Source organism: Runella sp., assembly GCF_965279615.1.
In the GTDB taxonomy this organism is placed as follows: Bacteria; Bacteroidota; Bacteroidia; order Cytophagales; family Spirosomataceae; genus Runella.
Window position 1 is genome coordinate 6,489,893 of record NZ_OZ257252.1, and the last position, 21,931, is coordinate 6,511,823.

Here is a 21,931-nt window from a genome sequence, read left to right on the forward strand (position 1 = left end):
GTACTTTCTGTTGTTGGGTCGCTGTTCATTGTCTACGTGAATCGGCCCGGGAGCTTAACCTAAACAATCACTGCTTACTTTTTTGTAGATACACTTACCAAAAATCATTTTTCTTACCGGTTACGATTTGCCCCTGACGATCGGCGGTCAAGCTTTTGCTTGTAATAGGCTGATTGTTACAGGATTTAGTATGTTATCCATTTTTATTATTTATCAACTCTAAACAAATCAAATTGCATGAGACACATTTTACGCATTAGCTTATGGATGCTGCTTTGTCTGTCGTTCGTCGCGGTAAGAGCGCAGGACAAGGTTGTGACCGGGAAGGTTACTTCATCCGAAGATGGTACCGGTATGCCGGGCGTTTCGATTTCAGTAAAAGGTACTACTCGCGGTGCTAACTCAGACGGTGACGGGAATTATCGCATCTCAGTTCCCGACAACGCTTCTCTGGTATTCAGTTTTGTTGGGTTTGCTCCTATAGAAGAAAAAATAAATGGCCGTTCGGTGATTAATGTTCAATTGGCGACGGATGCCAAAAACCTCAGCGAGATTGTGGTAACGGGTTTCGGGTCACAAATTAAAAGAGAACTTACCGGAAACATTGCCAAAATTCGCCCTTCTGATATTCAGGATATGCCCGTCAATACCTTTGATCAAGCTATTCAGGGAAAAGCAGCGGGGGTGCAGGTGAATGCGGGTTCGTCTAAATTGGGTCAGGCGATTCAGGTACGGGTGCGTGGAAACTCATCGGTTTCTGCTTCCAACCAACCGCTCTATGTATTGGACGGTATTCCGGTAACAACTCAAAATTTGAGTAATAACGGTGCTGCAACTAACCCTTTGGCCGATATTAACCCACAGGATATTGAATCTATTGAAGTACTGAAAGATGCTTCGGCAGCAGCTATTTATGGTTCGCGGGCAGCCAACGGGGTGGTTTTGATCACCACCAAACGTGGTAAATCGGGCCGTACCAATATCCATTTCGGGTACCAAATGGGTTCAAGCAAACCTACAAAACAGGTAAAATTCCTGAATACGGATCAATACCTGAAATTGTATCGTCAAGCGGCGGCTAACTCTGACCGTATTGATGGATACGAAGCCAACGATCCTGATTCGTATACGACGTATATGGAAGATTTTTTCCAAACGCAAAGTTTGGGAACATTCGGTACACCTAAACAAGTCAGTACCGATTGGGGTGGTTTGGCGTATCAAAAAGCCCCAATGAGTCAGTATGATCTTAATATCAGCGGCGGTAATGATAAAACTTCCTTTTTTGTCTCAGGACAATTGCTTGACCAAAAAGGTATTTTGATCGGAAATGCGCTCAATCGTATGTCGGGACGTATCAATTTGGATCAAAAAGTATCCGACAGATTCCGCATGGGAATCAATATGAGCATGGCGCGCACCTTAAACAAACGTTTATCCGGTGACCGCCAGTTTGATAACCCTATTCAAATGGTGGCCTTGCCTCCAATGACACCTTCCACTGACCCCGAGACCGGATTGCCGACTGGTACGCCTCCGGGAGATATTTCTATTCCAACGTATTATAACCCATTGATCAATATTGGTAATGCGTATTATAACACTACCGTAAACCGCAGCATCAGCAGCGTGTATGGTCAACTTCAAATTGCCAGAGGACTTAGCTTCCGTTCGGAACTTGGCATAGACGTATTGAACCAGCAGGAAGAATCGTATTACAACAGTAAGACTCAGCGTAACTTTGGCGCTCCTAAAGGTTTTGGTGAAAATGCCTTTACGCGGGTTGAAAACTATAATACCAACAACTATTTTAACTACATAACGGTCTTTGGTAAACATGCGATTGATGGAACGTTAGGGATGTCTTATCAACAATCTCAAGAGAAGTTCAACACGACTCAGGGGCAGGATTTTCCTTCGGATGCTTATCGTATGATTGCCAGTGCGGCTCGTAAAACCGATGGAAGTTCTACCGAGACCAATTTTCGTTTCTTATCTTATTTTGCCCGCGCCAATTACAAATTCAATGATCGTTATTTGCTGAGTTTGAGCGCGCGCCTCGACGGTTCATCGCGTTTCGGAAGCGCCAGTCGTTACGGTTTCTTCCCGGCAGCTTCGGCAGGTTGGGTACTTACGGAAGAAGACTTCCTGAAAACCAGCGCATTTATCAGTTTCCTGAAATTGCGAGCCAGTTATGGTCGTACAGGAAATGCTGAGATCGGCAACTTCCCACAATTAGGTTTGTACACAGGGGATGCGGCTTATGCCGGTCAGCCGGGACAACGTCCGTCGCAATTGGCTAACCCTGATCTGCGTTGGGAAACTTCTGACCAAGTGGATATTGGGATTGATTTTGGTTTCTTCAATAACCGCATCAGTGGCGAGATCGATTATTACAACAAACAAACGACCGGTCTTTTGCTGAACGTAAACGTACCGGGTACAACGGGCTTTACTACACAGGTTAAAAACGTCGGAAGTCTTGAAAATAAAGGGTTTGAGTTTGTGTTAAATACCGATAACCTGGTAGGAGCCTTCAAATGGAAAACGAGCCTTAACTTGGCGATCAACCGAAATAAGATCACCAATTTAAAGAGCAATCCTACTGATGCACAGGGACAGATCATTGAAGGAGGGCTTAACAGCATGAGCCGTGCCGTGGAAGGACAGCCTTTGGGTACGTTCTTTACGGTAGAGTATGCAGGAGTTGACCCGGCCAATGGGGATGCTTTATGGTACAAAAACTCAACCAATACCGATGGATCTATCGACCATTCTACCACAAACAATTATAACCTTGCGCAACGTGTAGTGGTTGGAAATCCTCAGCCTAAATTAATTGGCGGTTTTACCAATACGTTCAGTTATAAAGGTTTTGATCTAACCGTATTCTTCAACGGCATATTTGGCAATAAGATCAATTTCTATGGGGTAGGACGTTACTCATCAGCAAATGCACGTTTTGAAGACAATCAGACCGTGGATCAACTTGATTCATGGACAAAAGAGAACCCTAACGCCAAATTCCCGGAAGCACGTTTATTTTATAATAATGGTGCTCAACCTTCAAGCCGCTTTATTCAGGATGGTTCTTTTGTCCGTTTGCGTAACGTAACGCTTTCTTACAGCCTTCCTAAAGCGTTGGTGAACAAAGCCAAGATCAACAGCGTGCGTTTCTTCCTGACAGGCCAAAACCTGTTGACCTTCACCAAATATACCGGTTGGGATCCGGAAGTAAATGCAGACGATGTGGTATCAAACATTGCGCAGGGGTATGATTTTTATACAGCTCCTCAGGCAAGAACTATCACAGGAGGTATAAACATTGGTTTTTAATTGTCTAATTTTTACTGAAAGAAATCATGAATATATATATTAAAAATTCCTTGTTTGCAGGAGCCCTCCTTTTGAGTGTAGCTTCGTGTAATGATAAGCTGGATGTTCAACCTACTCAAAGTATTGATGAGTCAACGGCGCTGGCTACCGAGCAGGATGTGCAGGTAACATTGGTTGGGACGTACGACGGTATGAGCAGTACGAACCTTTACGGCGGAGGTATTCAGTTTTCCGGTGAGCTTCTCGGAGATGATCGTGAGATCGTTTTTGGCGGAACGTTTGCGGTTTTGGATGAGCTTTGGCGTAAAACCGTTACTGTCGGTAACACACAGGTGAGAGATACATGGCTTGCTGCTTACACAACAATTAACCGGGCAAACAACGTGCTGAGTGCCTTAGACAAAGTGAGCGCTGCCAATAAGAACAGTTTTGAAGGGCAGGCGAGACTCATCAGAGGTGCCATGTATTTCGAATTGGTGCGGTTGTTTGCAAAATCTTGGGGCGATGGTGACAATGCCACTAATCCCGGTGTGCCGTTGGTATTGACTCCTACGCGTTCCATTACGGATGCCGATTTTAAAGCCCGCAACAGTGTTGCCGAAGTATATGCACAAGTTATTGATGATTTTACAAAAAGCGAACAACTGGATAAAAACCCCATTGCGGCAGCTATGCTGTCTCGTGTATATTTGACGCAGGGAAACTATGCATTGGCCCGTGATGCGGCTAACCGTGTTATTGCGAGTGGAGAATATGCACTCGAAAGTACATTTGCCGATGCTTTTACGGATGGCAGTACAGAAACCGTGTTTAGTATTGTTGTCACTGACCAAGATGGTTCAAACGCGATGAATACCTATTATGCTTCTGCACTTAATCAAGGTCGGGGCGATATGCGTGTGCAGTCAAAACATTTGGCTTTGTACGAAGCAGCGGATATCCGCGGTAAGTTTTTCGATACCAGCAATGCCGGTTCCAGAACCTTTACCAGCAAATTCAACGACCGCTTTGGAGATGTGATCGTGATTCGTTTGGCCGAAATGTATCTGACCCGGGCCGAAGCAAACTTCCGTTTGGGAACAACGGTAGGGGCCGCTCCATTGGCCGATGTTAATGTCATTCGTGCCCGCGCCGGACTAACGGCTTTGACGGCAGCACAACTGACATTGCCGGCTATTCTGAAAGAACGTAAGTTGGAACTGGCGTTTGAAGGGCAGCAAATTCATGACATCAAACGTACCAAAGGAACGGTTGGAACAACTCCTTACAACAGCAATAATTTGACTCTCCCAATTCCGCAACGCGAAATTGATGTGAACAAAAAACTGACGCAAAATGCAGGTTACTAGAAACCTGTTTTAATAATCGTTATTGGTAAAAACAAAGAACCTTCGGCCTTGGCCGAAGGTTCTTTGTTTTATGGGAAGTTGTTAAAAATCAATAAAATATAGTTGATTTCTCTATTTTTGGTTCTCCCTCAATAGCACCTCATAGTATTCGATATAAGCTTCATATCCATTCTTTTCTTTCTCTTGAAAAATAAGCTCCTGCTCTAATTTTTCTTCATGAATTTTCTTTGCACTATTAAGCAACTCGTAAAGACTCTTTAATGATTCGTTGCTGTCTTCCAACTGCTTTTTGTAATCCGTGATTTTTCTCTTTAGTAAGTCTATTGTGCCCTCATTACCTATTTCTAACTCTTGTATTTCTTTCTGAATAAGCAGTAATTGATTGTACAATTTTTGTTGATAAGCAAAGCTGTCAAACGCGGCTTCTTCTATATCAAACAAATCAACCAACGTATTTTTTAGAAGCTTTGTATACTTTGTTGCCTTTAGGTTGGCCCGCAAATCAATTTCCATAATAAGTGTTATTTTATTGAAAAGGTGCAGGCAACCTATTCCTACCTTGGATAGCAGATAACAGACTGTTTTTGTAAAAGTATTTTACTGATTTACGCACAACAGGCTTTTTGTTGATATTTGCAGCTGAAAACCATATCCCAATGCCCAACGCACTTTCTCATCGTCAGCAACTTTTTTACAATCACCTCGCCCAAACGTCCGATTTTCCTTTGGCATTGGACATCGAACGCGCCGAGGGCATTTATCTATACGGTCAAGATGGGCAACGTTATGTCGATATGATTTCGGGTATTGCCGTGAGTAATGTAGGCCATCGACACCCTAAAGTATTGGAAGCGATTCAAGATCAGTTGGATAAATACCTGCATTTGATGGTGTATGGCGAATATATCGAAACACCGCAGGTGAAATTGGCTGAGGCATTGGTTAAAACAATCAAACCCCACCCCTTGCCCCTCCCCGGTGAGGGAGGGGTAGTACCCATTTCATCCCCTCCCTTCAGGGGAGGGTTAGGGTGGGGTTTAGACAATGTCTATTTCACCAACTCCGGCACCGAAGCCGTAGAAGGGGCCATGAAACTGGCTAAGCGTTTTACAGGCCGTTCTGAAATTATTTCCTGTTTTAATGCCTATCACGGATCTACACAGGGGGCACTGAGCTTAGCAGGAGCGGAGTTTTTCAAACGCAGTTTTCGACCTTTGTTACCTGATGTTCATCATATTCGGCACGGTGTTATAGAAGACTTGGATAAGCTTACGACCCGTACTGCTGCGGTAATTATTGAAGTAATTTCGGGAGAGGCGGGCGTGCGTGTACCTACAGAAGAATATCATCAGGCGTTGCGAAAACGCTGCGATGAAACAGGTGCATTGCTGATCTATGACGAAATCCAAACCGGTTTCGGCAGAACAGGCAGCTTCTGGGCTTTTGAGCAATACAATGTTGTACCGGACGTGCTGCTGTGTGCCAAAGGGATGGGCGGCGGGATGCCCATCGGTGCTTTTATTGCTTCCAAAGAAGTAATGTCCGTTTTTAAAAATAACCCCATTTTAGGGCATATTACTACATTTGGAGGGCATCCGGTGAGTTGTGCGGCTTCGTTGGCTACGCTGGAAGTTGTGCAGGATACTTTGTCATCCCGTAGAGAGCTATCCATCACCGAAAAGGGTGAATTGATACACAGCCTTTTGAAACACCCTAAAATAAAAGAGATAAGGGGAAGGGGGCTAATGTTAGCGGTAGAGTTTGAGTCGTTTGAAGTTTTGAAACCCATTATTGACCGAGCCATTCAAAAGACCCCTACGGGCGTTATTACAGATTGGTTCTTATTTTGTGATAATTCGATGCGATTAGCCCCACCGTTGATCATCACCGAGGAGCAGATACGCGAAGCCTGTGCGATAATTTTGGAAGTAATTGATTAACAAATTTTGATACCTTTGCAGCGAAAGTCATACCTCGACTTTTAACCTCCACCAATCTCAATTAATAACTAACGGACAAAGTACCCAATGGACACCCGATTTTTAGGCGTAGGCGTTGCGCTTGTAACCCCTTTTGACGCTAACCATGATATTGATTTTCCGGCACTCCAAAAACTCCTTCATTTTGTAAGCGATAATGGTGTTAATTACCTTGTTGTTCAGGGTACTACGGGCGAAACTTCTACTACAACTGCTCAGGAAAAGCTTGATCTTTTGAAGTTTGTGCAGGAAAACAATCCTAAAAAGCTCCCTCTTGTGTATGGATTGGGAGGAAATAATACCCGAGCTGTATTGGAAACATTCAAGCAGACCGATCTGACGGGCGTTGATGCTGTTTTGTCGGTATGTCCTTATTACAATAAACCTTCGCAAAAAGGCCTGATCGCTCACTTTACCGCCATTGCTGACGTGAGCCCTGTACCTGTGTTTTTGTACAATGTTCCCGGACGCACGGTAGTCAATATGAAAGTGGAAACGATCGTGGAATTGGCAAAACACCCAAATATCATCGGCATCAAAGATGCCTGTGCGAATTTTGACCAGTACATGGAACTGGCCAGTGAGTGTCCAAAGGATTTCCTTTTGATCTCAGGCGATGATAACCACGTTACACCAATGGTAAGCGTAGGTTGGAGAGGCGTTATTTCGGTGATCGCCAATGCATTTCCGAAAGAATTTACCGAAATGACATGGCATGCCATCGAAGGACGGATGGACGAAGCAGCCGCTATTCAGTATCGTTTTTTGGATATGGATGCGCCGCTTTATGCTGAATCAAACCCCGTAGGAATCAAAAAGTGTTTGGAAATCAAAGGCATTTGCGGCAGCGAAGTGCGGTTGCCGTTGGTAAAAGCCTCTGATGAATTGGGCGTTACGCTAAAAGCGGTTATGGAGAAAGAAGGACTGTTCTAAATTTCTTTAAGCACTTATAAAAAGTAAAAGCGCCTGACTTAGTCAGACGCTTTTACTTTTTATAAGTATGCAGCAGATTGTTTAAAATTTCTTTTGAGCAGTCTTCCTTACTGAGTGGCGGTTTTGAGAAACCGCCAACATGTATGTATGTGCAGCAGGTTTCTCAAAACCTGCGTTGAGGTTGCTCACAACCTCGTGTTTGTCTTGCTCTTTCGGATTTTAAATCCGAAAGCAGTCTGATTCGGGATTTCAAATCCCGAATAGCGGAGACGATCCTAAGGCACCATAAAGACCGCATTTAAAAACAGCAACTTCCCATTGTACCAAAAACCACGGAAAAGAGGATCGTTGGCCATGTAGATGATCTTACCGCGCCCCATGTCTTCTACACCGTAAAACAGCGCATTTTGGAGTTTGTCTTTGGCGTTTTTACCGGTAAAACCTGCGACATAACCTTCTTTTTCTTTCTTCAAATACCCTACGTTCCAACCATCTTTCAGGAAGTCGTAATTATAGGTATTGTTTACTAAAGCAAAGAAATGATCAGGAAAGCCAAAGGCCAATGGATGAGAATTGTCCAGTTTGATCTTGTAAATACTTCCCGGGGTATCATCGGAAACCGATTCGCGCTCACGATTCGCGTATAGTTTCAGGGAGTCAGCAGAGGCTTTTTTATCGGCTTTTTTGCTGTCTTCTTTTTTGTTTTTAAGGCCAAAGCCTTCTTTATCTGCCAGTAATGCGGTAGCGTTTTCCATAAGGATCAATTTGCCGCCTCCGCGCAACCATTCGCGCAGGGCAGGAAACTGATTTTCCCGTAAAATATTGCCGCCAAACGAAGTGGGAACGATCAACACATCCAATTTTGAAAAAGGAATGGCGCTGTTGAAACGACTGTTGGGGTCAAGAAGCGTGATCGGATATTTTAACTCTTGGTCAAAAAGATGCCAAACTTCACCCACGGTAGTCATGGAGGTGCCGTCTCCGGCAATCAAACCCACGCGTGGAGCCGCTTTCAGTCTAAAAACAAAATCAGAACCAAAATCAGAGCCTTTTGTAGCGCCGCCGCCTTCAGTGGCGTTAAGTACGATTCCCGCCTTGGCTGCTTCGGCCTGAACGATTTTATCAAAATTATCGCCCAATGGTTCATTGCCCGCACGGGTAATGATGAGCGTGCCTTGAACATAGGTTTTTCCGCCAATCTCAAATGGTTTTTCTGCCGCCCGAACGCGAATCTTCTGTTTCAGGATGGCGGCTAAGAATTTTGCATCTTCTGCCGATTTCCAATTCACTAAGTAAGCATAAGGCTTTCCGCTGATGGCAGGTTGTTGGGCACTTGCTGCGGGCTGTGCGCCGGGAGTAAGTCGCTCTTTGACGCCGTAGGTTTTTGCGCCGAAAGCCAATGGTACGCACCAAGAAGTGATATCATAGGTGATTGAGTCTTCGAGCATGGGTTTGGTCTCGAACAATATTTTCAGAAGATTAGACTTCGGCTGATAAGCACTGATGACCAAGTCGCCGGCTTCTGTTTTGAAGGCTTCGTCTTTCTGGTTCAGGTAATTATAACCGGTCAATGACCGGGCTTCGGTGGCATATCCGTAGCGAATTTGGTTTTTGTCCAGCAATTCTTTCATTGCTTTTACGCGACCTTCGTCGCCGGCAGTTTTAACCACGTACGATTTATAAGTTCCAATGGGGTTGTTTTGACTGCGCTCATAAAATTTGATGAACTCGTCCACTACTTTGGCCGAACGGTCAGAAATAGCTTCCATGGTAGCAATACTTGCGGTGGCTACGTGGGCTACGCGGTGGGTAAGACGCAGCGTGTCACCTTCATCGGTGCGTTCGTAGGCCAAACCGGCTATGCCGCCGCCGCCCTGTTCGTAGGTCATGGCAATGGCGCCGTTGTAGGTAGGCCACGTGTCACCGTAGCTTGGATAGAAAAGGTCAAAACGTTCGTGGGTATAGTAAAGCCAGTTGTTACGGTCAAAATAACGTTTATTGTATGTTCCCACCACTTCCTGCATTTCACGTTGCCAAGTGGTAATATCTTCATGGTAAGGCTTCGCAGAGGGAGCAAAATAATACGGGCTGTTAGGACCCATTTCGTGAAAGTCTCCGTGTACGTGTGGCATCCATTGGTGATAAGCTGCAATCAATTGACGGGTGATTTCCTGTGTTTGCCAAGCCCAGTCGCGATTGGGGTCAAACAAATAGTGCGTATAACGACCGCCCGGCCAAGGCTCACCGTGTTCCCACGCTGAAGTATTGGCGTTGGCATTCATTCCTATTTTTTGGTTATACCAGTTTACATACCGGTCATGGCCGTCGGGGTTGAGGCAGGGAGCTAAAATAACAATGGCATTTTTCAGGATCTTTTCCGAAACGGTGCCACCGGCCAACAATTCATGCAATACTTTTGGAAAAGCTGCCGAGTTGGTGGCTTCGTTTCCGTGTACGTTATAACTCATCCATATCACGGCAGGACGGGTTTTGCTTGTGGGCTGACCCGCCAACATCCCAATGCTTTTGAGGTGATCGGTGCGAATTTGTTCCAGATTCCTCATGTTTTCTTCAGAACTGACCACTACCATCATCAAAGGCCGTTTTTCATACGTTTGGCCATACGACATCACTTTTACTTTGGCAGGAGCCTGCTGCGCAGCATGTTCAGCGTACTGATACAGCCGATGCGTGGGAACCATTTGTTCGCCCGGGGCAAAACCGAAAAATTGTTGAGGGGATTGGAGTTGAGCAAAAGATTGAAACGCCAGGAACATTCCTGCCAGCATGAACGTAATTTTTCTCATTTGGTTTTGTTTGAAGATAAATGGTACTTCTCAAGAGTTTTGGAACAAATATAGACAAAGTTCTCCTGAAAGTATTTCACAAATTTAGCCGTAGCAACCATAGAAAACGACGTATGGATGCTTTTTAGAGAAACTAACTGTAACTGCTTCATGAAATCTCGTCGTGATTTTCTTCTTAAGATTGGAGGCTCGGCTCTCACCCTGCCTTTGGTATCTGCCTTAACGCCGGCCGAAGCCGCTGTGCCGCCTGCTGACAAACAACTCCGTGTTGCACTGGTAGGACTTGGAAGTTATGCAGATCGCGTGGCTACGGCCATGAAAGACTGTAAGATGGCAAAACTGGTGGGTGGCGTAACGGGAACACCCGAGAAAGTTGACAAATGGTCAGGGAAATTCGGCTTAGACAAAGCTAATTTTTACGACTATAAAGACTTCGAAAAGATCAAAGATAATCCTAACATTGACGCCGTTTACATTACGCTGCCCAATTCCATGCACCACGAATTTACGATTCGGGCGGCTAAAATGGGGAAACACGTCATTTGTGAGAAACCCATGAGCGTCAGCGTAAAAGAGGCGCAGGAAATGATCGCAGCCTGTAAAAAAGCCAATGTAAAACTGTACATTGGATACAGACTGCACTTCGAACCATACACGCGCGAACTGATACGGATGCGCAAAGCCGGCGAATTAGGCAAAATTATGCACGTAAATACCTATGATGGATTCAAAAGCGGCGATCCTAATCAATGGCGACTTAAAAAAGCCCTTGCAGGAGGCGGCGCACTGATGGACGTAGGTGTTTATTGTATCAATGGCGCTCGCTATGCCACGGGCGAAGAACCCATTTGGGTGTCGGCAGAAGAAGCCAAAACAGATCCGGTGAAGTTTAAAGAAGTGGACGAAACCATTACGTGGCAAATGGGCTTTCCGAGTGGCGCAATTGCCTCCTGTGCAACTACGTACAATTTTAACAATTTTGAAAGACTTTACGTAATAGGCGAAAAAGGCTTTGTTGACCTTAGCCCTGCATTTGGCTATGGCCCCATCAAAGGCCGTACTCACAAAGGTGATATGAGTTGGGATACTTCCAAAATGCACCAAACTTGGCAAATGGACGGTATTGCCGATTGCATCCTGAATGGAAAACCTGATCCTGATATTACGGGAGAAGAAGGACTGAAGGATATGAAAGTAGTGGAAGCGATCTACAAATCCATTGCAGCAGGAGGTAAAAAGGTAATGATATAGAACTTTCGGTTAAATCAATAATCAAAAAAGGCTTGCCCATCGGCAAGCCTTTTTCTTTTGTAAATGTCCCAATTTATGGGTTAGTGTTAAATGTATTTCCCGACGGAGTCAAAAATTCTTCGTGTACTTCGTCCTGTTGGCTTTCATCGTACGCATTTTGGTCGATGGGCCATTTGCTTGGAGTTTCATCCTCATCTTTTTCTTTTAAGCTCGGATTTTTCTGCTCGCTTGATGACTCATTGGCGTTTTCCCGAGGTTGATTCGGATCCGGATTCCATTGCTCATTTCCGGGGTTCCCGATAGAGGTATTCGACTCGTTTGTTGTTGGCGTTTCCATGGCTTTTATGTGTTTTTGGGGTTGAATCCGGTTGTTACACTATACAATAATATAACTTATAGTATAAATAATTGTACCGGGACCGACTATGCCTGATTAGTAAAAGCTCCCAATTTCGGTACGGGTAGTTTATTTCCCCATTTGTAGAAAGTTGGGGTAACGATTGGATGTTTTTGAAATGATTTTCCCGTTGGTACGGGGTTTTTACCATTTATGTCAATTCAAATACATATCAGTTTAATTAAAGTTGAGATTATGAAAAAGTACGTAGTTGCTGTAAGTCTGTTAGTTAGCGCTTTAATGTTTACAAGTTGTGATACTAAAAACGAAAATGCGCAGGAAGAATTAGCCGATGCAAAACAGGAAGCCAAAGAAGAAAGAGCTGAAGTAGCCGAAGATCTGAAGGACGCAAAAGAAGATGCCGCCGACAAACGCGCAGAAATTACTGCAGAACTCAAACAGGAAGAACGGGAGTTTTTGCAAACAATGGAAGAAAGAAGAACCGAGATCGAAAACCGCATTGCGAAGATAGACCGGGATATAGATAAAGCCAATGATACCGAAAAAATTCGTTTGCGTGCTCAAAGAGAGAGATTGGATGCGCGTATGAAAGACGTGGACGATGATATCGCCGAACTCAAAGGTGGCCTGAAGCGCGATTGGAAAGAATTTAAGTCAGATTTTCAAAAAAGCATTGACGAGCTCAAACGCGATTTGAAAGATTAAGTAACTGATCATACGATCAATACCTGCATTAGCCTTTATTAGTTATAGTACATATTTTTTAACAAACCAATTGTATGAACATTATCAAAAACACACCACCATCCCTTGAAACCGGCGCCGGTCTGCTGGTAAAGGGTGTGCATCGGCGCTCATTTCTGAAATGGGCAGGAGGAACGGCAGCAGCAACATCGCTGATTTTGACCGGTTGTAATGACGATGATACAGATGTTATTGTAGGGGAAGCCAATCTTGGTACCGGAGATAACGCCGTATTAAACTATGCTTATGCTTTGGAGCAATTGGAAGCCGCTTTTTATCAAAAAGTCATTGAGTCTCAGTTCTCAGGTATCACTGCCGACGAAACGGCGCTCTTGACCGATATCAGAGATCATGAAATAGCTCACCGTGAATTTTTCAAAGCTGCCCTCGGTACCAATGCGATTGGTGGATTGGAAGTTGATTTTAGTTCTATAGATTTTGGAAAACGCGAAAGTGTACTCAACGCCGCTAAAACATTCGAAGACTTGGGTGTAGCTGCGTATAACGGAGCAGGAAGATTTTTGACTTCTGCCGATCTGCTGGCCATTGCCGGTAAAATCGTATCGGTAGAAGCCCGTCACGCTGCATATATCCGTGATTTGCTAAGCAACGGTACGTTTGCCGACAGCACCGTCGTAGACGCCAACGGTTTGGAAATGTCCAAAGATCCGTCGGCTGTATTACAGGCGGCAGCACCATTTATCAAAACAAAAATCAACGCCGGCGTATTGGCATAACCAACGGAACATCATGGATTTTTTCAAAATATTAAATATGCTTGAGGAGCGTGACCCTGAAATGAGTGAGCGCCTCAATACCCGCCGCCAAGCACTTCGCGATTTTGCTGATTTGGGTAAAAAATTGACAATGGCTGCCGTACCGGTAGCAATGGGCAGCATGTTTCAGAAGGCCTATGGCCAATCGACTGTCAATGTGGTCGATGTACTGAACTATGCGCTTACGCTCGAATACCTTGAGTATCGTTTCTACGAAAAAGCGCTGGCAAGTGCAGGTTTGATTCCTGCGGGAGCACCTACTGCTGCCATCACCACCATCATGAACCACGAAAAAGCACACGTCGCTTTCCTGAAAACCGCCATCACCGGTGCAGGTGGAACCCCCGTGAACGAGCCAAAATTTGACTTCTCGGGTGGACAAGGTTCAGGAACCGGTCCTTTCGCAACTGCATTCTCAAACTATCAGTTGTTTCTGGCCGTAGCACAATCGCTTGAAGATACCGGTGTTCGTGCTTACAAAGGTCAGGCTCCGGGCTTGGTACAACAAAACAGCGTACTTACTGCTGCTCTCAATATCCACTCGGTTGAGGCTCGCCATGCTTCGCACCTTCGTCAGATGCGTAAAGCAAACGGCGCTTTGGTAAAACCTTGGATAACAGGCAATACAAGCGGTATCGATAATGCAGTAGTGCAGGCAATCTACAACGGCGAAGAAAATACTACTCAAGCAGGGGTAGATATTAAAACGCTTAGTGGTGTTTCGGCCAATGCCGCTACGGAAGCATTTGACGAGCCACTGACCAAAGAACAGGTACTGGCCGTAGCTACATTATTCTTAGCTTCGTAGGTTCAGTATTTTTCTTTTACTATATAAGGCATATAAGTTCATATAAGGCGATTTAAAATTGCTTATATGTTCTTATATGCCTTATATGATTTTAAGCTTTTGCCAAATAATTTATAAGAGATTTGATGATGATTCAGAATAAAGTAATGTACTTTTACTTTATAACAATAGATTTGCTCAACATCTCTGAATAATGAAATTTTATCCTCTTTTGCTGCTGTTATTAACCTTCAATGCGGCGGCCCAACGCTTGGATTCCAAACAAATTACGGTCAATGAAGGTACGAATATGGCGATGGCGCTTTCGCCCGATGGTCAAACCATTGCTATAGATTTACAGGGAACTATCTACATACTACCTGCCAAAGGCGGAACCGCAAAACCATTAACGGATGGAATGGGTGATGACCGCCAACCCTGTTGGAGCCCCGACGGACAACGTATTGCTTTTCAGTCGTATCGAGGCGGGACGTATCATATTTGGAGCGTAGACAAAGAAGGCAAAGACCTCAAACAACATACTTCAGGCCCATACGACCACCGTGAACCTTTTTGGGCGCCTGACGGTAAAAGCATCGTTTGCTCTTCTGACCGAAAAGGGAATTATGACATTTGGAAAATTGATCTTACTACGGGCGAAGCTTCAGCCCTTACTACTCATTTAGAACACGATTATACACCTTCTTATTCGCCCGATGGAAAGGCCTTGGCCTTCGCGTCAAGCAGGGCAGATGGCGCCGGTATCTATATCATTGCCGAAAACGGTACGGAAAAATTATTGGCTCCGGCGGGAAAAAGCGTTCCGAGCGCACCGGCGTGGAGCAAAGACAGTAAATGGATCAGCTATCAACTCCTGACAGTAGCACAGACGGCTTTGATGTCGGTCGAAGTGGCGACGGGGAAAATCGTGAATTTGAGCAAAATGGGCGAAGATGTATTTCCTTTTCGTGCCGCATGGGAAGCCAACGGCGGGCTTTTGTACGTAACTGACGGCAAAATTAAACGACGGGCGACAGAAGATGGTGGCAATGTAGAAGTACCTTTTCAGGTTACGATGACGATAAGTACGCCCATATATCAACGAAAAACCTACGATTTTGATGGTTCTTCTCCAAAAACGGTAAAAGGAATTCGAAGTCCTGTGGTTTCTCCCGATGGAAAACAAGTGGCATTCATTGCAGTAGGCGATGTATGGTTGCTGACCATTGGTCTTCCCAAACCCGTCAAATTAACCGATGATGTGCATTATGAAACTGATTTGGCGTGGTCACCGGATGGTAAAAAATTGCTCTTTTCTGCTGATCGTTCGGGAAACATGGATCTTTTTACAATGGAATTGTCAAACCGAAAAGTAACGCAATTAACCCAAACTATTGACGATGAGTTTCAGGGTTCGTGGTTAGCCGACGGCAAAAAGATCGCGTTTATGAAACAGGGACTTCGTAATACATTGGCTATCGGAACCGTCCTGCAAATCATGGATCTGACCACAAATACAACCAAAGCGGTGTATAAACCGATGTTTCAGCCGGGGCAGCCGTCGTGGTCGCCGAATGGGAAATATGTGTTGCTGGCGGCATTGGAGGCATATTCTTCAAAGTTTCGGGAAGGAATCAGCAAGTTTTTACTGGTCAATTCCGAAAGCGGTCAGGCGGTAAGTTTGAACACGCCTATACCGTATCAAACTACCGCGATGCGCTACCGAAACGGCCCGATATGGTCGCCGGATGGGACAAAATTAGCTTACGTCAAAGATGCATTATTATGGGTCATTGATGTAACCGAAGAAGGGCAATTTGTGGGTCAACCACGCGCAGTTACTTCTGAGTTAGCCGAAGCGCCGACTTGGACGGGCGATTCAAAAGCGTTGGTTTATATTGCCACCGATCATTTACGAAAAGTAATAGTAGCCGATACAAGCAAGCGAGATATTCCACTTGATCTGACGTGGACCAATGCCAAGCCTAAAGGAACGACTGTTATTCACGCAGGAAGGTTGTTTGATGGCAAAAATGAAAAACTGCTTACTAATGTGGATTTGGTGGTGGAAGACAGCCGTATCAAAGCGATTCAGCCGCACCGCACCAATTATCCTGCCAATTACCGTAAAATCGACGCTTCCAACCTGACCGTAATGCCCGGACTGTTTGAAACTCATTCTCACCTTGATGCGCAGTTTGGCGAAAAAACGGGACGTATTTGGTTGGCATATGGCATTACCACCGTGCGAGAGCCAGGCTCTGACCCTTACGATGCCGTGGAGCAACGTGAAGCTTGGCACAGCGGCAAACGCCCCGGGCCGTTTCACTTTTTGACAGGCGCACTCACCGACGGCGGACGAATTTATTATAACATGGCTACGGCTATTGGCTCGGAAGCACAGCTCAAACTCGAGCTAAATCGCGCCAAAAAACTGGACTACGATCTCATCAAAACCTACGTTAGAATGCCTGACGAATGGCAAAAAAAAATCACTGAATATGCCCACCAAAACGGCATGACGGTATCGTCGCACGAAATTTTTCCTGCCGCACGCTATGGTGTGGATGCCGTAGAACACTTAGGTGCCACAAGCCGACGGGGGTATTCGACCAAGCTGACGTTGACGGCCCATAGTTATGATGATATGATTCAGATCATCAGCCAATCAAAGATGGTCATTACGCCTACATTGGCTCTTTCGGGAGGTTATTGGAACACGATTACGAGGGACACGAGCCTGTTTGATACGCCGCAATTTCGACAGCTTTATCCTGCGTATTACCGCACAGGAACGATTGAAACGGCCCAACAAATGAAAAACCAGCCTACGGCCCTTATTCTAAATTATGCCAACACCGGGAAAGTAGCAAAACGTCTGCTCGACAGCGGCGCGCGTATCACAAGCGGCACCGATTCGCCCATTATGCCCTATGGCACGAGTTTACACGTAGAATTATGGAGTTATGTAGAAAGTGGATTTACGCCTTTTCAGGCACTGCAAACATCAATGATCAATGCCGCAAAGAGCCTGAATGTTGATAAAGACTTAGGTACACTGGAAGTAGGGAAAATTGCCAATATCAGTGTCGTAGAGGGCAATCCGCTGCAAGATATTCACGATACGCAACGCGTACGTTATGTATTGGTCAATGGAAAAGTGTATACGTTGGAAGAGTTATTGAAACGTCCGTAATAAATATTAACGCCAAGAGTTTTGGTATTAAATAGGAACTTGCTTAGTCCGTCTCCGGGGTGCTTTGCCGGAATTGTCTTTTTTTACGATTGCCGATTTCTTATAATTCTGTATGAATGCACTGATTTCTTTACGGGCTTCGTCTGTTAGAGGATCACTTTTAATAATAAAGTCAACGCCTTCGGGTTCTTTAATATATCCCATGTTGTTTATGATTTAAAGTACTTATTGATTAAAATTTGCGCTGATTCTGTGGGTATAATCATTTTGTTTCCACTCAATCTATAAGCACCTAATGTTTCTTGATAGTGCTCAATAAGTTTTGTTTTGGCGGTAAATGCAATAAAGCCGTCAAATCCATTTTGAAAAGAGACCTTGCATGCATGAGCTACTAAATTTCCTGCCACACCATCATAAAGCTTATTTCGGCCAACATTAAATGGGGCATTTTCAAGCAAATACATATACACATGATCATGTTCTAATGTCAGACTAAGTAAACCTTGAATAATGGTTGGATTGTTGGCAATGGTTAATTTAAAAACCTCTTTCGCATTGTCCTCAAGTTCCGATTTCCAATTAAAATTCCAGCCCTTACTTTTGGTAATCTGCTTTAAATCAGAAGTTGTTAATCGTAATACTTCTGTAGCAAAACTATCACCCGAAATTGTGTTCTGAATAGAATTGGTCAGTTTGTCTACGACGAAATCGAGATAGATGGCTTTGCTTTCTTTCACAATGCTAATTTACGAAAAATATCTTAAGTAATCACGCAAAATTAAGCTTGATATTAATTGGGGTATTTTTTATAATAAGCTCTGTAAAGTTGATGGTATATGTCGAGCCATACTCCTTAAAAATACAAAGAATGACTTTTTTTAACTTTGACCAGCTTTTATAATGTGTTTTATTGAGCCATCTGTATTTGCAGAAGCGCCACAAAATTTCAATTGGATTCAAGTGTGGGCTGTAAGTAGGTAAATAAAAAATAGACAAACCTAAATTTTCCCAGTTATCCAACTCATCTTTAACTACTTTCGCATGATGAATAGGGCCATTATCAAGTACAATGACGTAAGGTTTAGTGTGTGATTTTTGAGCAAAATCATCCAGGGAATTCTTAATAAAGGCACCATCCAGATTGGCTTCACTGTGATAAACCGTTAGCTGACCGGACAAACTCATCAGGCCAAATACATTTAAGCGATTTTTCTGTCTGCGGGCAAATCGACGTTGAGTTATTCCTTTTTTTTGCCAGGCGTAAGGTACATAGGGTTGCATCGTAAAGCCGGACTCATCGGCAAAGTAAAGCTCTATATAATCTAATAACCAAAGTGTTAGCAATAATTTCCAGCGTTCATGTTTGTCTGCATATACTATTTTATTTTGGCCTTGATGCGTACAGCGACGGATGCGTCGCCATGAGTAATGATTTTTTTTAAAAAGCGTTTGACCGTATCTGAACTCATAGAGGTATTCAATTCTTTTACTAATTCGGCCTGAATCGCTTTCACATTTTGCGAATGGGTCTCAACTGCCTTGTCTAATTGCTGAATATGACTGGCGTTAGTGACGCTCAAAATCGGGTTACGACCTTGACCTATTTTGCGATTTAGACCAACAATGCCTGCTGTTTCCCAAGCATTTATCCAATTTCCGACGGTATTATGATTGACATCCAGATGGGTAGCAATTTGTTTAATCGTTACACCTGCCTGATTCAATAAAAGAGCACGACATTTTTCTCTAAACTCCACTTTCGGATGATATTTTGCCCCTTCCCGCAAGGTAATTTGTTCAGATTCTATCAGGTCAATATGCTTTTCTTTTCGGCTCATGTCGCCAATATAATAAATCTAAACTAATTTTGCTTGATTACTTAAGTATATATGCGAAATAAGACTTTCCAAGTTTTTTCAATAACTATTTGATAATCAGTGTGCTTACAAACTTGGAAAGTCTCGTTTAATTTTTCTTAATTACTTATTTCATTCTTTTCAATTTCGCCTGTATCGTCTGCTTATCTGTATTGGTTTTGGCTAATGCCAGCGCCATTTGAAGGTTCACTTTCGCTTTTGAGTTGTCAATATCTTTGTATAATTCCCCCAATAAAGTGAAGTAATAATGATTGTTTATTAATTTCAGTTTTTCGGCTTCGGCAATGGCTTGCGCTTTTCCGTAAACTTTAGAGAGTACATAAGTTCGATTGAGAGCGGCAATAGGGGAGTATTCAAGAATCAGTAGTTGATTGTAAAGTTGTAAAATAGCCGACCACTTTTCATTGGTATCGGCCTTGAGGGTGTGCCAATAAGCGATGTTGGCCTCCAAATGATATTTTGATAATTGAGAGCCTTGCGATGCCTGATGAAGAAAGTAAACTCCTTTGCTTATCAGTTCCTGATCCCAGCGAGATTCGTCTTGGTCTTGGTATAAGATGAGTTCCCCGTTGTCGTTTTTTCTCGCCTCCAATCTTGACGCATGAAAACACATTAAAGCCAATAATGCATTGACGGGCGGTAGATTAGTAGGTGCGTACTCAATGAGCAGGTACGTCAATCGCATGGCTTCCAGACAAAGGTCTTCATGCACTACTGTGTCCTGACTTTCAGAGTAATATCCTTCGTTAAACAGCAAATACAACGTAGTAAGTACGGGTGCCAGTCGCGCATTTATTTCAGCATCTGAGGGGAATTCGATGGGTACTTTTTCGGCCCTCAGTTTTTCTTTGGCCCTAAAAAGACGTTTGTTGATGGTTTCTTTATTAGTGAGAAATGCAACGGCAATTTCTTCAATTCCAAAGCCGCAAAGAATCCGGAGGGCCAACCCTATTTGTGCTTCGGTGGAAATGGAAGGATGGCAAACGGTAAATAACATTTGCAACTGACTGTCTGTAATGTTTTTTTCAGATAGATCAAAGTCGATTTCCAGCGGTTCTGAGAAAGAATCTTTAATTGAATCTGCAATCTTTTCGTCAAAAATCTGCTGACGGTGAATGTAGTTTTTAGCCTTGTTTTTTGCTACTGTGTACAACCAAGCCGTTGGGTTTTCGGGAATGCCTTTGTACGGCCACGATTCCATTGCCAACAAAAATGTTTCACTTGCAATGTCTTCGGCTGTTTCAATGTGGTCAATTCCCAACCTTTTAACGATTACAGCCGTTATTTTTCTGAACTCTGTCCTGAACAAATGTGGTATCAATTCCGGTTGTTGCATACATAAAACATAAAAGCACCCTCTCCAATGTGGAGAGGGCCGGGGTGAGGTTATTTAATGAAAATCGCCTCCACCCGCAATTTTCCGTACTTCTACGCTGTTGCCCTCGCCTTGTAAAACGGGACAACCCTTGGCAAATTCCACGGCTTCTTCCACCGATTCGGCCCGCACGATCACGTAGCCGCCGATGGTTTCTTTGATTTCGCCAAAAGGCCCGTTGGTCACCACATTGTTAGGCCGTACCACTCGACTGTCTTCAAACAATAACCCATTTCCCCGGCTTACGAGTTTGTTTTGGGCGGCGATGCCTCCCAACCAATCCATCGTTTGCTGCATCCATAGTTGAATTTGTTCCGGTGAAGCTACCGCTCCGCCATCTTCGTGTCTGAAAATCAATGCAAATTCTTTCATTTCTGTAAAAGTGATATGTGAGTGATTTATTTACACTTACATGACAAACGAGGTCAAGGAAATTGGACAATCGTGGAAAATTTTTTAGCAGCTAACAAAAAAGCAGAAAAGAAGTGATCTTTCCTGCTTTGAATTTTCCGGTAAACGTTATTTACTTATTTCTTTCTGATCAGCGGTACTTGTAGATTTGTCGGTCGATTTTCGGGTTTGTCAAAAGCGCGCCCATCGACGTTTTTGCTGCCGTTGAAAAACAGATCATTGTAAATATAAATTAAGTCGTAGTCAACATATATCTGCCCTTCTGAAAGGCCAAAGGCAGGAAATGCTTTCCCAACCACATCCTGCATCACATTTACTTCCCATTTGTTGAGTCCTTGGCTTGGTGCGCAGTTCACGGCGTCGGCAAAGCCTTGGTGCAAAGGCGTCACTTCATACGCTTCATCGGCCACGTAATCCACTTTATAAGCGCCTTCGGCAAGGGGATGCTCGCCTTGCCAACTAGTGTGCCCTTTGATCCTGATCTTTACCAAAGGCACTTTGCCGTTCGGATCTGCGTAATTGATTACGGTACATTCAAATTTGTCATTGGGAGAATATGTGAAAACCCTCGAACAATAAAACGGTTGGATGTCTCCGGTTGCTGATTTCGTAATACTGGGACGGAGTTCGGTCGTGATACTTACCCATTCGCCGCCCTGAATAAATTCTTTGATCTGTTCTGCTGTCATTGCCTTTTGTTTTTGAGATAAACAAAGTTCTTATCTTTGTCTAAAATCCACAAGTAGTCACTT

18 protein-coding genes are annotated in these 21,931 nt (G+C 44.0%); 9 read left to right on the top strand and 9 right to left on the bottom strand.

Annotated features, from left to right (window positions below; all coding sequences use genetic code 11):
- Positions 1 to 237: 237 nt before the first annotated feature.
- The gene (locus ACQY73_RS27135) at positions 238 to 3,336 is read left to right on the top strand and encodes a SusC/RagA family TonB-linked outer membrane protein (protein WP_428657235.1); all 3,099 of its coding nucleotides are present in this window, start codon (positions 238 to 240) and stop codon (positions 3,334 to 3,336) included.
- 26 nt (positions 3,337 to 3,362) lie between these two features.
- The gene (locus ACQY73_RS27140; protein WP_428657237.1) at positions 3,363 to 4,685 is read left to right on the top strand and encodes a RagB/SusD family nutrient uptake outer membrane protein; all 1,323 of its coding nucleotides are present in this window, start codon (positions 3,363 to 3,365) and stop codon (positions 4,683 to 4,685) included.
- A gap of 111 nt (positions 4,686 to 4,796) precedes the next feature.
- On the opposite strand, the gene ACQY73_RS27145 is transcribed toward ACQY73_RS27140, so the two are convergent.
- The gene (locus ACQY73_RS27145) at positions 4,797 to 5,198 is read right to left on the bottom strand and encodes a hypothetical protein (RefSeq protein WP_428657239.1); all 402 of its coding nucleotides are present in this window, start codon (positions 5,196 to 5,198) and stop codon (positions 4,797 to 4,799) included.
- Between the two features lie 143 nt (positions 5,199 to 5,341).
- Between ACQY73_RS27145 and ACQY73_RS27150 the strand changes: the two genes are divergently transcribed.
- Both ACQY73_RS27150 and dapA read left to right on the top strand, forming a co-directional pair.
- Entirely contained in the window at positions 5,342 to 6,625 is a 1,284-nt protein-coding gene (locus tag ACQY73_RS27150) for an aspartate aminotransferase family protein (protein WP_428657241.1), read from the top strand.
- A gap of 87 nt (positions 6,626 to 6,712) precedes the next feature.
- Complete coding sequence (gene dapA / locus ACQY73_RS27155) at positions 6,713 to 7,597, top strand: 4-hydroxy-tetrahydrodipicolinate synthase (RefSeq protein ID WP_428657243.1); 885 nt, start codon at positions 6,713 to 6,715, stop codon at positions 7,595 to 7,597.
- A gap of 275 nt (positions 7,598 to 7,872) precedes the next feature.
- Here dapA and ACQY73_RS27160 read toward each other — a convergent pair whose 3' ends face one another.
- A complete protein-coding gene (locus tag ACQY73_RS27160) occupies positions 7,873 to 10,404 on the bottom strand; it encodes a M14 metallopeptidase family protein (protein ID WP_428657245.1) in 2,532 nt (843 codons plus the stop codon).
- 150 nt (positions 10,405 to 10,554) lie between these two features.
- Between ACQY73_RS27160 and ACQY73_RS27165 the strand changes: the two genes are divergently transcribed.
- Positions 10,555 to 11,655, top strand: coding sequence for a Gfo/Idh/MocA family protein (locus ACQY73_RS27165; protein WP_428657247.1), 1,101 nt, complete (start codon positions 10,555 to 10,557; stop codon positions 11,653 to 11,655).
- A gap of 73 nt (positions 11,656 to 11,728) precedes the next feature.
- On the opposite strand, the gene ACQY73_RS27170 is transcribed toward ACQY73_RS27165, so the two are convergent.
- Entirely contained in the window at positions 11,729 to 11,992 is a 264-nt protein-coding gene (locus tag ACQY73_RS27170; RefSeq protein WP_428657249.1) for a hypothetical protein, read from the bottom strand.
- 255 nt (positions 11,993 to 12,247) lie between these two features.
- Between ACQY73_RS27170 and ACQY73_RS27175 the strand changes: the two genes are divergently transcribed.
- The 4 genes from ACQY73_RS27175 (at position 12,248) to ACQY73_RS27190 (ending at position 17,516) form a co-directional block, all read left to right on the top strand.
- Positions 12,248 to 12,718, top strand: coding sequence for a hypothetical protein (locus tag ACQY73_RS27175; protein WP_428657251.1), 471 nt, complete (start codon positions 12,248 to 12,250; stop codon positions 12,716 to 12,718).
- A gap of 74 nt (positions 12,719 to 12,792) precedes the next feature.
- Positions 12,793 to 13,494 carry a ferritin-like domain-containing protein gene (locus tag ACQY73_RS27180; protein WP_428657252.1) on the top strand — a complete coding sequence of 234 codons (702 nt, stop codon included), beginning with the start codon at positions 12,793 to 12,795 and terminating at the stop codon, positions 13,492 to 13,494.
- Positions 13,495 to 13,507: 13 nt separating this feature from the next.
- A complete protein-coding gene (locus ACQY73_RS27185) occupies positions 13,508 to 14,341 on the top strand; it encodes a ferritin-like domain-containing protein (protein WP_428657253.1) in 834 nt (277 codons plus the stop codon).
- A gap of 193 nt (positions 14,342 to 14,534) precedes the next feature.
- Positions 14,535 to 17,516, top strand: coding sequence for an amidohydrolase family protein (locus ACQY73_RS27190; RefSeq protein WP_428657254.1), 2,982 nt, complete (start codon positions 14,535 to 14,537; stop codon positions 17,514 to 17,516).
- Between the two features lie 209 nt (positions 17,517 to 17,725).
- On the opposite strand, the gene ACQY73_RS27195 is transcribed toward ACQY73_RS27190, so the two are convergent.
- The 6 genes from ACQY73_RS27195 to ACQY73_RS27220 form a co-directional block, all read right to left on the bottom strand.
- Positions 17,726 to 18,253, bottom strand: a complete 528-nt coding sequence (locus ACQY73_RS27195; RefSeq protein ID WP_428657255.1) for a hypothetical protein — start codon at positions 18,251 to 18,253, stop codon at positions 17,726 to 17,728.
- A gap of 31 nt (positions 18,254 to 18,284) precedes the next feature.
- The gene (locus ACQY73_RS27200; protein ID WP_428668418.1) at positions 18,285 to 19,010 is read right to left on the bottom strand and encodes an IS630 family transposase; all 726 of its coding nucleotides are present in this window, start codon (positions 19,008 to 19,010) and stop codon (positions 18,285 to 18,287) included.
- Positions 18,893 to 19,354 (bottom strand): helix-turn-helix domain-containing protein, encoded by a 462-nt coding sequence (locus ACQY73_RS27205; RefSeq protein WP_428654236.1) that lies wholly within the window; start codon positions 19,352 to 19,354, stop codon positions 18,893 to 18,895. The genes ACQY73_RS27200 and ACQY73_RS27205 overlap by 118 nt, the downstream gene beginning before the upstream one ends.
- A gap of 145 nt (positions 19,355 to 19,499) precedes the next feature.
- A complete protein-coding gene (locus tag ACQY73_RS27210) occupies positions 19,500 to 20,729 on the bottom strand; it encodes an RNA polymerase sigma factor (protein ID WP_428657257.1) in 1,230 nt (409 codons plus the stop codon).
- Positions 20,730 to 20,783: 54 nt separating this feature from the next.
- A complete protein-coding gene (locus ACQY73_RS27215) occupies positions 20,784 to 21,140 on the bottom strand; it encodes a YciI family protein (protein ID WP_428657258.1) in 357 nt (118 codons plus the stop codon).
- A gap of 155 nt (positions 21,141 to 21,295) precedes the next feature.
- Entirely contained in the window at positions 21,296 to 21,868 is a 573-nt protein-coding gene (locus ACQY73_RS27220; RefSeq protein ID WP_428657259.1) for a hypothetical protein, read from the bottom strand.
- Positions 21,869 to 21,931 lie beyond the last annotated feature (63 nt).